This window comes from Sporofaciens sp. St.21A7 (genome assembly GCF_059728535.1).
Genome location: NZ_BAAGFN010000001.1, coordinates 1,344,310 through 1,360,705, shown reverse-complemented (window position 1 = coordinate 1,360,705; position 16,396 = coordinate 1,344,310). Strand labels below are relative to the sequence as shown.

13 protein-coding genes are annotated in these 16,396 nt (G+C 46.1%); 1 reads left to right on the top strand and 12 read right to left on the bottom strand.

Going from position 1 to position 16,396, the window contains the following annotated elements; all coding sequences use genetic code 11:
- Positions 1-8: 8 nt before the first annotated feature.
- The 8 genes from AC6I3O_RS06845 to AC6I3O_RS06810 form a co-directional block, all read right to left on the bottom strand.
- Positions 9-1,586, bottom strand: a complete 1,578-nt coding sequence (locus AC6I3O_RS06845; RefSeq protein ID WP_497850218.1) for a DEAD/DEAH box helicase — start codon at positions 1,584-1,586, stop codon at positions 9-11.
- A 290-nt stretch (positions 1,587-1,876) separates the two neighbouring features.
- Entirely contained in the window at positions 1,877-2,866 is a 990-nt protein-coding gene (locus AC6I3O_RS06840) for an ABC transporter ATP-binding protein (RefSeq protein WP_497850217.1), read from the bottom strand.
- Positions 2,863-3,966 (bottom strand): ABC transporter ATP-binding protein, encoded by a 1,104-nt coding sequence (locus tag AC6I3O_RS06835; protein ID WP_497850216.1) that lies wholly within the window; start codon positions 3,964-3,966, stop codon positions 2,863-2,865. Before AC6I3O_RS06835 ends, AC6I3O_RS06840 begins: the two co-directional genes overlap by 4 nt.
- Positions 3,967-3,976: 10 nt before the next feature.
- A complete protein-coding gene (locus AC6I3O_RS06830; protein ID WP_497850215.1) occupies positions 3,977-4,894 on the bottom strand; it encodes an ABC transporter permease in 918 nt (305 codons plus the stop codon).
- Positions 4,884-5,852, bottom strand: a complete 969-nt coding sequence (locus AC6I3O_RS06825) for an ABC transporter permease (protein WP_497850214.1) — start codon at positions 5,850-5,852, stop codon at positions 4,884-4,886. Before AC6I3O_RS06825 ends, AC6I3O_RS06830 begins: the two co-directional genes overlap by 11 nt.
- Positions 5,852-7,489, bottom strand: coding sequence for an ABC transporter substrate-binding protein (locus AC6I3O_RS06820; RefSeq protein ID WP_497850213.1), 1,638 nt, complete (start codon positions 7,487-7,489; stop codon positions 5,852-5,854). Before AC6I3O_RS06820 ends, AC6I3O_RS06825 begins: the two co-directional genes overlap by 1 nt.
- 327 nt (positions 7,490-7,816) lie before the next feature.
- Positions 7,817-9,031, bottom strand: coding sequence for a MalY/PatB family protein (locus tag AC6I3O_RS06815; protein ID WP_497850212.1), 1,215 nt, complete (start codon positions 9,029-9,031; stop codon positions 7,817-7,819).
- Between the two features lie 177 nt (positions 9,032-9,208).
- A complete protein-coding gene (locus AC6I3O_RS06810; protein ID WP_497850211.1) occupies positions 9,209-10,078 on the bottom strand; it encodes a C39 family peptidase in 870 nt (289 codons plus the stop codon).
- Positions 10,079-10,526: 448 nt separating this feature from the next.
- Here AC6I3O_RS06810 and AC6I3O_RS06805 point away from each other — a divergent pair, with 448 nt between their 5' ends.
- A complete protein-coding gene (locus AC6I3O_RS06805) occupies positions 10,527-11,606 on the top strand; it encodes a PD-(D/E)XK nuclease family transposase (RefSeq protein WP_497850210.1) in 1,080 nt (359 codons plus the stop codon).
- A 374-nt stretch (positions 11,607-11,980) separates the two neighbouring features.
- Here the strand turns inward: AC6I3O_RS06805 and AC6I3O_RS06800 are convergent, their stop codons facing one another.
- The 4 genes from AC6I3O_RS06800 to AC6I3O_RS06785 all read right to left on the bottom strand — a co-directional run bounded on the left by AC6I3O_RS06800 (position 11,981) and on the right by AC6I3O_RS06785 (position 16,328).
- On the bottom strand, positions 11,981-13,273 hold the full coding sequence (locus AC6I3O_RS06800) for an MFS transporter (RefSeq protein ID WP_497850209.1): 1,293 nt from the start codon (positions 13,271-13,273) through the stop codon (positions 11,981-11,983).
- A 204-nt stretch (positions 13,274-13,477) separates the two neighbouring features.
- Positions 13,478-13,861 (bottom strand): hypothetical protein, encoded by a 384-nt coding sequence (locus AC6I3O_RS06795; RefSeq protein WP_497850208.1) that lies wholly within the window; start codon positions 13,859-13,861, stop codon positions 13,478-13,480.
- A gap of 64 nt (positions 13,862-13,925) precedes the next feature.
- Positions 13,926-14,879, bottom strand: a complete 954-nt coding sequence (gene guaA, locus AC6I3O_RS06790; RefSeq protein ID WP_497853431.1) for a glutamine-hydrolyzing GMP synthase — start codon at positions 14,877-14,879, stop codon at positions 13,926-13,928.
- Positions 14,880-14,915: 36 nt separating this feature from the next.
- Positions 14,916-16,328, bottom strand: coding sequence for an amidophosphoribosyltransferase (locus tag AC6I3O_RS06785; protein WP_497850207.1), 1,413 nt, complete (start codon positions 16,326-16,328; stop codon positions 14,916-14,918).
- Positions 16,329-16,396 lie beyond the last annotated feature (68 nt).

Here is a 16,396-nt window from a genome sequence, read left to right as displayed (position 1 = left end):
TGACCTCCCTATTTCTGGTTTGCCGGTTCCACCGCCACTGATTTTCCCTTAATCTTTGTGTGGTTCACAGAATTAATAATCTCCCGCGCATACTCTGTCGGCACTTCGACGAATGTATATTTATCATACATATCAATCGTCCCGACAACCTTCCCGGGGATTCCACTCTCTCCGGCAAGCGCGCCTAAGATATCTCCCGGCTTCGCCTTATCCTTTTTCCCGATATTGATAAACAGTCTGACCATTCCCGGTTCTTCCGCACCGGTATCTGCAAATACCTCCGCGGGCTCTTCTTTCCCGCCTGCGCATAGTTTCAGCAGAGCCGCCGCAATATCCATGCTGGTATAATCAGAATCGTTAACCTCCGACTGTATCAACTGCAAGTACGTTGTCAAATCCTCTTCTTCAATCATCTGGTTGACCGTATCCATCAGCTTCTCAATCTTCGTATTCGCTACGTCATTCAGCGATGGAACTTTCTGAGCATAAATCTTCGTCTTACAGTAACGCTGTATTTCCTTTAGCTTGTAAACCTCCCTGCCGGACACAAAGGAGAAGGAACGTCCCACACGCCCCGCCCTTCCGGTCCTGCCGATACGGTGTACATAATACTCGTCGTCCTGAGGGAGGTCATAGTTAAAGACCGCCTCCACTTCATCCACATCAATCCCACGCGCCGCAACATCCGTCGCCACTAAAATATCCGTCTTTCCCTTTCGGAATCCATCCATGACACGGTCGCGCTGTGCCTGCTTCATATCGCCGTGGAGCCCTGCGGCAAAATATCCCCTGCCTAAAAGCCCGTTTACCAGAAGGTCCACCTGCTTCTTCGTATTACAGAATACGACGGAAAGCTTTGGGTTGTAAATGTCGAGAATCCTTGATAACACTTCCTCTTTATTCTTAGGCTTTACCTCATAGTAAAACTGTTCAATGTTGGGAACCGTCAGCTCACGCTTCGTCACCTTGATCATTTCCGCATGGTTCTGGTATTTCTTCGTTATGTCAAGAATCGGTTTCGGCATGGTCGCGGAAAACAGTACTGTCTGCCGTTCTTTGGGTACTTCTTCCAATATTGTCTCGATATCCTCCCGAAATCCCATGTTCAGCATCTCATCCGCCTCATCTAACACGACCGTATGAAGATGCTCCATTTTAATCGTCCTGCGGCGCATATGATCCATCACACGCCCTGGCGTTCCGATAATCAGGTGTACCCCTCCCTTGAGGGAACGGATCTGTTTCACGATCTCCTGGCCGCCGTAAATGGGTAGCACTTTGATTCCATGCATATAATAGGCCAGATTGCGGATTTCCTCCGCTACCTGGATTGCAAGCTCTCTTGTGGGGCAAAGCACGATTGCCTGTAGCTTTTTATTCTTAGGGTCTATTTTCTCTAAGAGAGGAATCCCGAATGCGGCTGTCTTGCCTGTCCCTGTCTGAGCCTGTCCAATCAAATCCCGTCCTGACATCATTACCGGGATTGCCTTCGCCTGAATCGGGGACGCTTCCTCGAATCCCATTTTCTTCACTGCCCGCATAATCTCCGGACGCAGTCCTAAATCTTCAAACCTTACTTCTTCCATATTAACATCCTTCCTAATCGATACTGTCTATACAATCGAGAAGGGAAGAGCCATCTTCCCCTACTCAACCCACGGCCCGTGCGCCGCCTCAGCGGCATATTTTCGCTGCAAGGGTCTGCACATAAAAAATACTCTCTACCTGATACCAAGTAAAGAGTATTCACAAAGTCTCGATATTTATCATAACATAGATTCTTCCTGCTTGTCCAGTGCATCCTTGCATAAAATTACAGAAAAATCATATATTTTAGTCCACCAGCCCCGCAAGGGGCATGCATTACGGGATACCCTTAGGAATACAAATGACATGCTACAAAATGTCCTGCCGAAACCTCTTTTAGTGGCGGTCTTTTGGTCCTGCACACCTCCATGCACTTTGTACAACGTTCACAGAACCGGCATCCTTCCGGCGGATTCACCGGACTTGGCACATCCCCTCGAAGCAGGATACGTTTCCGTTTTTCGGACGCATCCGGGTCAGCAATCGGTACTGCCGAGAGAAGCGCCTCCGTATATGGATGGTATGGTTTCGCATACAACTCAACGGATGGAGACATTTCCACCATATTTCCAAGATACATGACCCCAATATTGTCGGAAATATGCTTCACCATAGACAAATCATGGGCAATGAACAGCATGGTCAGATTCCGTTCAGCCTTTAACTCTGCCAGAAGATTAATAATCTGTGCCTGAATGGACACATCCAGCGCAGAAATTGGTTCGTCACAGAACAAAAATTCCGGATTCACCGACAATGCCCTGGCAATTCCAATCCTCTGACGCTGGCCTCCTGAAAATTCATGGACATTCCGGTTAGCGTGTTCGGTATTCAGCCCTACCATTTCCAGAAGCCGCATGACTTGACCTTCCTCGTCCTTCCTGTCCTTCGCCAGCTTATGTACCTTGATTCCTTCCGCAATAATATTATATACTTTCTGGTGGGGATCTAAGGAGGCATAGGGGTCCTGAAAAATCATCTGCACTTTACTGGTAAAGGCAAACCGCTCCTTTTTGGACATGCCGTGGACATCTTGGCCCTGAAAAAGCACTTCTCCGCTGTTTTTCATAAGCATCCCAATGCAGGTCTTTCCACAGGTCGTCTTCCCACAGCCAGACTCCCCCACAATCCCTAGCGTCTGCCCTTTGCGTATCACAAAAGAAACATCGTCCACAGCTTTCAGCACACGCCCCTTGCCTGCCGGAAAATATTTACACAGATTCCGGACTTCCAGTTCGGGGATTTGGGCATACTTACGCTCTCTCAACTCATCTGTCATCTGTTTTCCTCCCGGCATACCGCCTTCTGTTCGGATTCTTCCTTAGCCCGGTTTTCCGAAACCAATTTCCGTTCTTTTGCAGTCCTATCCGTTTCTATCTGGAACGGTATCCCGCTTAGGTCTGCCCTTTTGTCTGTAAGCCAGCACCAGACCTCATGTCCGTCGCTGACCTTTGCCGCATCCGGCATATATTCCCTGCAAACATTCATTGCATAAGGGCAGCGTTCACAAAAACCGCACCCCTTGGGCGGGCAGGTCATATCTGGAATATTTCCTTCAATCGTGACCAGTTTCTTGTCCTCGCCGGTGTCAATACGCGGAACGGAGTTTAACAGTGACCATGTATAGGGATGCTGGGGATGGTAGAAAATATCCCTGCACGCCCCCCGCTCTACAATCTTTCCCGCATACATTACAATAATTTCATCCGCTATGTCAGCCACCACGCCCATATCATGGGTAATCATCAGAATCGACATGCCCGTCTCTTCCTGTAGTTCCTGCATCAACTCTAATATCTGCGCCTGAATCGTCACATCCAAAGATGTAGTAGGCTCGTCTGCAATCAGCATCTTTGGCTTCGTAATCATTGCCATTGCAATCATCACCCTCTGGCGCATACCGCCGGACAGCTCATGGGGATATTTCCTCATGCAGAGTACTGCGTCAGGAATTCCCGCCTTTTGAAGCATTTCCACAGCACGTCTATCCTGCTCCTGATTCCCGATTTCCGGGAAATGGTTTGCAAGATTTTCCTTAATCTGCTTTCCAATACACATGGTCGGATTCAGGGACACAAGCGCATCCTGAAAAATCATGGAAATCTCTTTCCCGCGGAATCCATTCCATTTCGTTTCGTTATATGCCGAAATCTCCTGGCCTTCATAGAAGATTCTGCTTCCTTCTTTTACCTTTCCCGGCTTCTCAATCAGCCCCATCAGCGACTTTGCCGTCACGGACTTTCCACAGCCGGACTCTCCTACCATCGCCACCGTCTGTCCTTTTGAAATCTGGAAGGAAACGCCTCTGACCGACTGTACCTCACCTGCATACGTGTAGTAAGATACCGCTAAATTCTGTACTTCAATTAATGGTTTCATCCCGTCTCTCCTATTTCGCAATCTTAGGTTCCAAAGCAGTCCGCAGCACGTCTCCTAACAGGTTGAAGCTCAATACCGTAAACAGTATCAGCACCCCCGGATAGACGGCAAGCATGGGTGCATCCATGATGTGCGCCTGCGCTCCTTCCAGCATACTTCCCCAGGACGCCTGAGGAATCTGAACCCCAAGCCCTAAGAAACTTAACGAAGACTCCGTTAGAATCGCATTTGCCACTCCTAAACTTGCTGCCACCGTGACCGGTCCTAAAATATTGGGTACGATGTGAGTCACCGCAATCCGTATGCTTCCACTTCCGAGATTCTTCGACGCAATGACGAAATCACGCTCCTTCAAAGACATTGCCTCCGCCCTTGTGATGCGGGCTACCGATGCCCATGAGAAAATACTGAGTACCATAATCAAGGTCACGAGTCCTGGTCTTAAAAATGCGTTCATAACCACCATGAGCAGCATGCTCGGAAGCGCCAGGAAAATGTCAGTAAAGCGCATGAGCAGCGTATCTAACTTTCCGCCGATGTATCCCGACAAGATTCCAATTGCCGTCCCGATGAACACCGTTACAAGCATCGCACAGAATCCGACGGTCAGCGATACCCTTCCCCCATAAAGCGCCCTGGTCAAATAGTCCCTACCGTAATCATCCGTTCCAAACCAATGGCTTACCGATGGACCCTCCATCTTATGAGAAACGTCGATTGCATTGGGATCATACGGGCTTAAAGGCGCCAGTAGAGAAGCAATGATAATCACGATCAAAATGACCAGGCAAATCGCCGCAACTTTGTTATTCATCAATTCTTTTCGGATATCCTTCCATACACTGTGACGGACAAAGTTCACATCCTGTCCCTGTTTTTTTGCCACCCGCCGAAAGGAATCCTCCGTATACATTCTCTTATCTTCCATTTGTCTGGTCTATCCCCCGTTTAATTCTTGGATCTACCACAGCGTACAGCATATCTGCCAGAAAATTGCCCACTACCAGGATAAATCCCGACATCATGATATAAGCCATAATCATTGGATAATCGCGCACCCCGATTGCCGACATTGCAAGCGTCCCGATACCCGGCCAGCCAAATACGCTTTCTATAATAAACGAGCCGCAAATCAGCGAAGCCAGGTTCATTCCCATCAGCGTAATGATGGGAAGCAGTGTGTTCTTCATCACATGTCGAAACAAAATCTTCCTCCCCGGCGTCCCCTTTGCCTTGGCGGTCAGCACATATTCCTCTCCAAGCTGTCCTACCGTATTCGCCCGTATATATCGGATATAGGTGGCAAGATGCCCCAGACTTAGGGTAATACAGGGCATGATCATATGCTTAAATGTGTCGAATACCGAATTCTGCCCTACCGTGTGCATTCCGGAAGACGGCAGGATTCCAAGTTTCGCTGTAAAAAGAATAATCAGCAGCATTCCCAGCCAGAAGGAAGGCACAGACATTCCTACGTAGGACAAGCTGCTGATTAGATTATCTATCCATGTATTCTTCTTTAACCCTGCCCAAAGCCCCAGCGGGATTGCCAGGACAAACGACAGGATCATGGCGGCTCCCATCAATTTAATCGTAGCCGGAAACCGGTTCAAGAACTGCGGCATAACCGCGCTCTTATTCGCCAGAGACACTCCAAAGTCTCCGCGAACCGCCCTTTTTGCCCATGCAAAATACTGTTCCGGCATACTCTTGTCAAGCCCCAGGTCGGAGAGGACCGCCGCCCTCTCCTCCTCTGTCATTTCCGGTGTGATATACATGGATGAGACATCCCCCGGAGCAATATATATAATTCCAAATGAAAAAAATGATATCATGACCAGGACAACTGCCAGTTGAAGAAGTTTACTTCTAACATATTTTTTCATTATTTTACCTCGATTGGTAAGTAGTCGTTAAATTCTGGGATGATAGAACTACCGTCCAGCCCTGTTACATATTTTTGTGAAACCATGATGTAGTTCGTATAAGTAAGCGGGTACTCCCAGTATTCTCCATTTGCCTTCGTCTGCAATTCCTTTGCGGCTTCCTTCGCCTCGTCTTCGGAGGCTGCGGAGTTTACTTTAATTGCCAGTTTCTTGATTTCGTCGCTCCATCCCCATGCATCGCTGCTATTGTTGAGATAGGTATAAGATTGTCCCAGATGCGGGCCGCGCTCGGAATCCCATCCGTTCGTTCCCAAATCCCATGTATTTTCCTGTCCGCTCTTGTAGAGCATTGCAAAGAATCTCTGGAAAAATGCGGAAGATTCCACCCCTTCTACATTGACCTGGACGCCAATCGCTGCAAGCTGCTGCTGGATAACAACCGCAACCTCTTCCATGTTCGGTCTGTCTGCATTGTAGATATAGACTAAGGGCTTGTCGGTAAGTCCGGAGGATTCTGCAAGCTTCTTTGCTTCCTCCAAATCCTGCTCAAATCCCTTGCAGTCCGGGTCATACAAGCTCTGATCCGGAGTCAGCACACTGTTTGCAGGTGATACCAATTCATCGCTTCCATAAGCCGCCTCAAGGATTTCGTCTTGATTCAAGGCAAGGAAAATTGCTTTTCTTGCATCCTCAGAAAGTTTTGTGGGGCCATAAGGGTTGACCTGAAGATAATTCAGACGGGCTTCTGAGATTGTATACATGTTGTACTTGTCAGACTGTTCTTTATATTTCTCAACTTCATCTGCAGTCGTAATCCGCAGGTAATTGATTTCGTTATTCTCAAACGCGATCTGTTTGGTGCTGCCTGAACCAATCGTCTTCATAATGACCTGTTTTACCGACGGCGTCCCCCGGTAATAGTCTTCTCTCGCCTCATATACGATGCTGTCCTCGTTGATTTCTGCGACCGTATAGGCGCCGGACGTCACCATGTCCGTAGAGTTGAAGTATCCGCTGTCGTCCACCTTGGAAGGGTCGTTGTCGAATACGTGGGCCGGAAGCAGCGTCATTCTCGCAAGAGCCATAGAATAGGTTGCGAATGGTTCCGAAAGGACAAATTCCATAGTCTTATCATCCTTCTTTGTCAATGTCACTTCCTTGTTGTTTACCGTCTTTACCGAACTTCTCCCGCCTGAACCAAGCGCGCTGTATTCTACGGTAAACAGGAAATCGTCTGCGCCAATGGGCTCCCCATCGCTCCATGTGGCTTTGTCATTAAAATGCAGCGTATATGTCTTCCCGTCCTCGGAAATTTCCAGACTGTCTGCCAGATAATACTCTCTTCCGTCCTTTGTCTCAGAAAACAAGGAGTCGTAAATCGGACGAGTCACTGTCGTCTGATCGTCGCTTGCGGTACTCGGCTGCAAGGACGTCGGCATATAGTTGACGGCCTGCACGAATACACCCGGATTGCCGCCGGATTCCTCTCCCTGGGAATCATCTTCTTCCCCCTGGGAGCCGGCGTCATCTGTCGTCTCCGTCTTTCCTGTATCTTGCGCTTCCTTGTTCCCACATCCGGCAGTTATTGCCGCTACCATGCTTACCGCACACAATACGGCAACTATTCTTCTCTTCATGTTTCGCTTTCCTCCTAATCATTTGGCAGCAATGATGCTGCAGCTCTTGTGTCCATTTGCCCCAAACCTGTATATTTCACAAGTATATTTGTTTCCTCCTTCCTTCATTTTTTTAATATGTTTAATATTTACACATATTCGACAAAAATTCCAATCGTTTTTTTACATAAAGTATGCATATTTATTAACATATTCTATAAACTTAGGACAAACTGGCATTTCCTGACCGTCCCATATCCCAGCAAATCCAGGCACAAAAACCATGAAGTTAAAAATGCCAGAAATCTTGAATATACAAAGACTTCTGGCATTTACGCTCAACATATTCTATTCACAAAATACATATTTTCCCAATCTGTCAAATGCTTCCTGTATCATGGAAAGGGGCGAGGCAAGGTTTATTCGGATGTACCACTCACCATGGAACGCCTTTCCGCTCTGCCAGAACACGCCTGCCTCAAATCCGGCTCTCATCAGTTCTTCCATCGTCTTGCCATGTTTCCGGCACCATTCCTCACAGTCGATGAACAGCATATACGTCCCCTGAGGGCGTGACACACTCACACCTTCAAAATGTTCGTCGATATAATCGCAGGCATATTTTACATTGCCTCCAATCACTTCTCGGAGTTCTTCCACCCATTCTCTGCCTTCCGGACTGTAAGCTCCTGTCAACGCATGCATGGATAGTACGTTTATAGAATTATAATGGCCAAGAGACGCTTCTTTCCGGATTCTCTCCCTAAGCCAGTCATTATATATAATATGGTAGCTTCCAATCAGTCCTGCCAGGTTAAACGTCTTAGATGGGGCATAGAAGGCGACAGTACGATTCCTTGCATCTTCTGATACAGACTGGGTTGGGATATGCTTGTTGCCGTAGAGAAGGATATCTGACCAGATTTCGTCAGAAATCACATAAACGTCATGCTTTGCATAAAGCTCCATTACCTTCTCGACTTCCCATTTTTCCCAGACACGTCCTGTAGGATTGTGAGGAGAACAGAAAATTGCACAGTGTATCTTATTCTTCACAATTTTTTCTTCCATATCCTTAAAATCCATTCTCCAGATGTCTTTGTCATCCTTCTTTAATGCGCTATGTACGATGTTGTAACCGTTATTCTTCAATGTTTTGGTGAATCCGATATAAGTCGGCGCATGTACCAATATCGGATCTCCCTGAGAACAAAGGGTATGGAGTGCGCTTGCCACACCGCCGAGAACACCGTTTTCGTAACCTATATGCTCCTTTTCAAGCCCGGTCACGTTATTCTGCCGTTCCTGCCACTCAATAATCTTGTTGTAATATTCCTGAGATGTTGCAAAGTAACCATAAGTCGGATGCTTTGCCCTCTCGATGATTGCCTCCGTGACTGTAGGCACCGTTGCAAAGTTCATGTCTGCGACCCACATCGGGATACAATCAAGCCCATCCCTTACTTCTATCTCTTCCCCTATGCCAAAGGAATTCGGAAGGATATCAACGGCAAGGGCATCTTTGCCTTTTCTGTCAATAATCGTGGTAAAATCGTATTTCATTCTAATCTCCTTTGTTTGTTTTTTATTTCAGTCTATTCTTAATTGCCTGTTGCGTCAAATCGAAATAATTGATATTTTCATGTAATTATACCTTATTGGACGAAGTCCATCCGCCCCGTCAGGGGCATGCATTACGGTGTGCCCTTGGGTATAGATATTTGTTATATATGAAAATAATTATTGCTCTATACTATACACCCACAATCCCCGAATCTGGCTCGCAATATCGGCATACACCCAGCCCTTGCTGCTGTTCTTTTTACTGAATGGGTCGTTGACTATGACTTTTCCATCCTCATACCCGGTCAGGACGATAAAATGCCCGTTTTGTGTAAAATCTCCGGGACTCATACTGCAAATGATTGGTTTACCCTGCGTCAGCTCCTCTATCACTTGTTCTTCCGTCATCTGCGGTACGTCATAGCAGGACAGATTCCAATTCGCCCCGGCTTCTTTCATGAAAGCCCAGTAAGTGTCGTTATTCTCATCTACATAATAATTCTCGGTTCCGTATGCCGCAACCTTCGCCGGCGTGATAGACGCATCACCGGTAAGCCCGGACGCAACCATCGCCATACAAGTAGGACCGCATCCGCTGACAGCAATAATGCTTGTCCCGTAAGGCGCATAGCCCCAACGCTCGTCATACTGGTACAGATTCGGAATCTTCCCTGCCACCAAGTCTTCCCCTATCGTTTCTGCGCTGGGTATATCCTTCTTCTCTCCATAATGTTCGACAAAATCTATAGTCTCCACATTCTTGTCTAATAATTCAATCACACTCTCCGGATATCCTTGCTTGACAGCCTCACTCTTGATTCTCTTTGCCCTCTGCTCGTCAGTTTCAATCTCTACCGTGACCTTGTCCGCCTTTTTTGTATTTTCCGCCTTCATAACCTGCTTTGCCGCCAGCTCATCCTCCCGCTTCTGTGCGTGACAGCAAAAAAGTATTACAATCAAAAAAACCAACAGCCAACTGAGCAGAAATATCTGACGCTGCACCTGTCTTCTACGCTTGCGTGCCCTTATCCTTCTGCTTGCATCCATCAATCATCCATCCCCTTGTATTACCTGTGCCGACAGATACGGACCCTCATTCCGCATATATCGACAATATACTCTTCTCCACATCGTTCATTATACTCCATGGTTCGGCATGTGGCAACTTAAAGTATTCTTAATTTTTGCTTCCTCCAAGAAAAATTTGCCTTATGAACATTTTTACAAGCCTATCTTTACAACATAATCATATTACAACAAAATACACCTCAATCCCTCAGAACACCACATCGTTCTGGGTTTTTTATTTTTAGCATCAGACGATAAGCTTTAGTATCTCTAAATTTAAAACTTCTCTTGTCGAAAAACGTCGCACAAATGTAATTGAAATATAAAACATTTACCCCATAAAAGATTTACTTCTTAACCATATAAACGCCAACAGAAGAGATTAATTTAACAACGTACACAGACATTTTGTGAGGAGGGATTACATTTGGCCAATTCATTACGGACATATTTTCCAATGCTTCAAAGCCGTGAAGAAATCTTGGGGAAAATCCATGGTTCAAAAGAACTGGAAGAAATCTTTCACAGTTGGCAAGAAAAACAGCGGGAAGAGTTCCTCGATTTCTGTACGGGCGCAAAAGGCGTTAAGATGCTCTATGACTTTTGTATAAAGGCAATACTGAATCCGGAAATTTATCCGGAACGGCTCGAAGAGTTAATCTCCTTATTGCTTGGGAAAAAGGTAAAACTTTTGAAGGTACTTCCCAATGACAATACACGGATTGCGGACGAATCGTCTCTGCTAATCATGGATTTTCTAGTTCGGTTATCAGACGGAAGCGTCGTCAATGTAGAAGTCCAAAAGGTAGGGTACGCTTTCCCGGGCCAGCGGAGCGCCTGTTATTCTGCGGATTTGTTATTGCGGGAGTACAAACAGGTACGCGGCGAGATGACAAAAAAGGCTTTTTCCTACCGCAAGATTTCCAATGTCTATACCATCGTCCTATTCGAGAAAAGCACTCCTGAGTTCCATCAATTTCCGGATAAATATATCCACAAATTCCAGCAAGAATCAAATACCGGGTTAAAGCTCAACCTTTTGCAGAAATTTGTCTTTGTTGCGCTTGACATCTACAGAAAAAACCAGCAAAATAAAAGTATAAAGAATCGGCTGGACGGATGGCTTACTTTTCTGAGCAGCGATGCGCCGGAGGATATCATTGCGCTGATTGAGAAGTACCCGGATTTCAAGCCGATGTATGCGCAGGTATATGAGATTTGCCAGAATATAGAGCAGGTGATGGGTATGTTTTCAAAGGAATTGTATGAGTTAGACAGAAATACGGTACGGTATATGATTGATGAACTTCAGGAAGAAAATAAACGATGGAAAGAACAGGATAAGCGGAATCAGGAAGAGATTGAACACTGGAAAGAGGTAAATCGCCGCAATCAAGAGGAAAACCGCCGCAATCAAGAGGAAAACCGCCGTAATCAAGAAGAAAATTTATATTTGAAACAAGAAATTGATCGTCTGCGCAAGGAATTAAGACAAAAACAGGGTTAAGGTTATCTTGCATGGCCAGCATTAAGCAACTCCAGAAGCCCATCTGGGAGAACTTGGGAGCAGTTCACTCCCCGCTTTTCTGCCAGGATAGTCATTCATGCCGGAAACGAGACATTTTTGCGGACTGCCCTGGTATCAGTTACCTATAATTGAATATAAGGGAATCACATTGAGGATAGTATACATACCTACTGCCAGATGATTCCGTTTGACAGTAGATTATGCTATTTGCTATCAATTAACAGCGGATTGACTCACATTAACATCACGATGGAAACAAGAGGGATTGAAACCCGCACAAATACGCCGTTTCAATCCCTTTTTTCACTATTCCCATTCGACAAGTTATTTTGTTTAGCTCACCAAAAATATAGTTACTTTTCGTTATATTGATACTTTTTTAACTTCTTACCCGTAATGATACAAACCATACTTCCACTTACTCCAAGTATAAACATCATAAGTGCCGCACCAGAACCTTTTCCTGTACCAAAAAGCATTTTTAGAATTGATAAATCATCATATACAGCCATAAGCGGTTCGCATACATTATCTACCATAAAACCACCCAAAAACAATCCGATTGGGATGGTAAAAAACTGAAGCGTATTACGACACGCATAAACACGTCCCTGCAATTCTATCGGAATGGTACTCCTAAGAATCACATCCAAATTAGCACTCATAACAGGTACAAGAATCCACCCAATGATCTGTCCAATACACCACAATATCGGTTCTCTGGAAAAAGCCAATAAAAAATTTTCAGTCCCTAACGAAAACAACATTGTCAAATAAACGACTTTAACCCTATCCTTTGGCTTAGGTAAAACCGAAACGATCAGACTGCCAATAATCATAGCCACACCGGAACAGGAAGTAACAACCCCAAGAACATAGTGACCTCCTTTAGGATTCGGAAGTACATACCCTGGTAATGTTGCATCAAAAGCAGAAGCCACCAGATTAACACCTGCCATAAATAAGATCAGCGTCATAATCATTGGATTGTCTTTCAAAAACCCAATTCCTTCTTTAGCAAGAACAAATACACTTTCTTTTCGTTTACGATTGCTTTTTGGAATGCTAATAAAAAACTGCAATGCTATAAATGCGACTACAAAGCTGCCAATATCTACTGCTATCACACCATTAAGTCCTGTAAAAGAATACAATGCTGTAGCAATCAGAGGGTTTAATATGGATATCAGCGACCCTGACAAAGAACGAAGGCCACTTGTCTTCTGATAATACTTTTCGGGAATAATAAGCGTCATAGCAACTTCTGATGCCGGTTGCTGCACTGTATTCATTAATCCCGAAATCGCATTTAAGACATACAAATGCCATACCATCAAACGGTTTGTACTAAATAATCCCAATACTACTACGGTACAAAACACTGCAAGTGCATCGCAAACAATCATTGTCTTCTTTTTATCGAACCGGTCTGTCAACGCTCCTGCAAATATACTCATTAACACATATGGTGCATAAGAGCATATAGTAAGTGCTGCAGTACTTAATGAAGAACCAGTCTTCTCATACAACCATAAAGTTAATGCAAATGCTGTGATACTGCTGCCAAGTTGAGATACACTCTGGGTACTCCAAAGAATCAAAAAATCTTTCAACTCATATAATTCAATTTTCTTTGTATTATTCATTTCTTTGCTCCTTTTCATATCAACTATTTCTTGAAACAGAAGCAAAGCTTGAGGATATCAGCCTAATGCTCTTCCTCCATGCAGCCTCCTCAAGCTCTGCATGGAGCTACTACAATACAAAGTATCATTTTTACTTACCTTCCATTTAGATCGAACAACTTGCATAGCCGAAAAATTATCTCTCACCTATATTATATCTACCAGTTAGCCCCATGTAACCACCAAACCAAAAGCCTTTTTCATTCGCTCAAAATCTGCTCCTATTGCCCGCAGTTCTCTGTTTTCCTCCAGTACATCCTCCAATCTTTCAGAAATCCTGTTCTTTCGTTCAGATACTCGGGCATCCGGCTTTATGAAATAAACGAAAATACAGACCCGGACTTCCCGGAAAAACACATAGCCGTCAGTTTCCGCTACCACCTGCTGGACAAGTTTCTGTTGGAATGGCAGCTTCGCAAAAAGCAGCTGGCAGCCGGGGAGATTACCAGAGAAGAATATCTGGAATGGAAGCTCAACTGGCCGCAGACCGCTGATGATTGCGGCAAACATACACCATCTAAGCAATGGCGAAAAGAATAAGATACACAAAAATATCCCTCTGGAAACAACCTCTGAAAATGACTTAAAATAAAGCTTTCTTGAGATTTGTGCTTTATTCCCATTCAATCGTCCCACACGGCTTCGGCGTCAAATCATACAGCACCCGGTTCACCCCCGGCACCTCATGGGTAATCCTCTCCGTAATATGCTCAAGCAATTCAAACGGCACATTCTCCACCGTAGCCGTCATGGCATCCACCGTATTCACCGCACGCAAAATCACCGGATACGCAAACGTCCGGGCGCCGTCTGCGACTCCCACAGACCGAAAATCCGGAACCGCCGTAAAATACTGCCATACCTTCCCCTCGAGTCCATTCTTCGCAAACTCCTCCCTAAGGATCGCATCTGACTCCCGTACAATCTCAAGCCTCTCCCGGGTAATCGCCCCAAGACAGCGAACTCCAAGTCCCGGTCCCGGGAACGGCTGGCGGTATACCATGCCGTCCGGCAGGCCCAACGCCTTGCCTACCACGCGCACCTCATCTTTATACAAAAACTTCAAAGGCTCCACCAGCTCAAACTTCAAATCCTCCGGCAGGCCACCCACGTTATGGTGCGCCTTCACACCGTCGCTCTCGATAATATCCGGGTAAATCGTCCCCTGAGCCAGGAACTCAATCCCTTCTTGTTTGCGCGCTTCTTCCTCAAACACCCGGATAAATTCCGCACCGATAATCTTACGCTTCTTCTCCGGCTCCGCTACATCCGCCAGCTTGTCCAGAAAACGGTCTACTGCGTCCACATAAATCAAATTGGCGTCCATCTGGTCACGGAATACCTCCACCACCTGCTCCGGTTCCCCTTTCCGGAGCAAGCCATGGTTCACATGCACACACACTAACTGCTTCCCAATGGCTTTAATCAAAAGTGCAGCCACCACAGAAGAGTCTACTCCTCCGGAAAGCGCCAGCAGCACCTTACGTCCGCCTACCTGTGCCTGAATCTCTGCCACCTGCTCTGCAATAAATGCATCTGCAAGCTCCTTCGTCGTAATCCGCTCCATACTGTCCGGTCTGGTATTATTTCCCATAGTATCCTCCTATTCTTTGCCGTTAAAGCAATACGTACACACCTTGCAAGGCTCGATCCCGATGGACTCTAACAAGTCGTCCAGTCTGTGGAACCTAAGCGAAGTGAAATTCTGCTGTTTTCTGATATCCTCAATTAACTGCGCATACTTGCAGGAACATGGATTGGCGTACTCATCCAGGACCTCCTGCGGGCATTCGTCCCCCTCACGCTTCCGAATCATCTGTCTTGTAATCAGTTCCATCTCTGATTTGGAACGTGAAAAGTTCAGATACTTACACCCATAGAGCAGCGGCGGGCACGCCGGACGGACATGTACCTCCTTCGCCCCGCTGTTATACAGAAATTCTGTCGTCTCCCTAAGCTGCGTCCCCCTCACAATAGAGTCGTCAATCAACAGAAGCTTCTTATTCTCAATCAATGCCTGAACCGGAATCAGCTTCATGCGGGCAATCAAGTTCCGCTGGCTCTGGCTGGTAGGCATGAACGACCGGGGCCAGGTGGGTGTGTATTTGATAAATGGTCTTGCATATGGAATCCCGGATTCATTGGCGTAGCCAATCGCATGGGCAATCCCGGAATCCGGTACGCCTGCCACCACGTCCGGATGGACGCTGTCCCCGTCCCGCTTCGCAAGCATACTTCCGCATTTGTAGCGCATCTCTTCTACGTTGACCCCCTCATAGGAAGAAGTGGGGTATCCATAGTAAACCCACAAAAATGAGCAGATCCGCATCTCCTTGCTTGGCTCCCTAAGGGTCTTTACGCCCTCCGGCGTGATAAACGCCACCTCCGACGGGCCTAATTCCCTGTAATCGGTATATCCCAGATTGATATACGCATGGCTCTCGAAGGACACGCAGTACGCATCCTCCTTCTTTCCTATTACAAGAGGCGTCCTTCCGTACTTGTCCCTCGCCGCATAAATACCTTCCTTGGTCATCAAAAGCAATGTCATGGAACCGTCCACAACATCCTGAACATACTTGATTCCCTCCAGGATAGAGTCCTTCTCACAGATTAACGCAGCAATCAGCTCCGTCACATTAATCTGCCCGTTGGTCATCTCCTGAAAATGTGAATGTGTACTTTCATATAGTTGGTTCAGCAGTTCATCATAATTGTTCACCTTGCCAACCGTCGTGATTGCAAAACTGCCCAGCTTTGAACAGATTAAAAGCGGCTGGGGCTCAAAATCCGAGATACATCCAATCCCCAGATATCCCTTCATCTCGCCTACGTCACGGTCGAATTTCGTCCGGAACGGTGAGTTCTCAATGTTATGGATTGCCCGGTTGAAGCCGTCCTCTCCATAAGTAGCCATCCCGCCCCGCCGTGTGCCAAGGTGCGAATGATAATCCACACCATAAAAAAGTTCTAATACACAATCCTTCTTTGATGCTACACCAAAAAATCCTCCCATATAAAATCTCCTTCTTTTCAGCTTCATAAATAGCCTGCCATACCATTTTTCTATACAGGTTATTTATT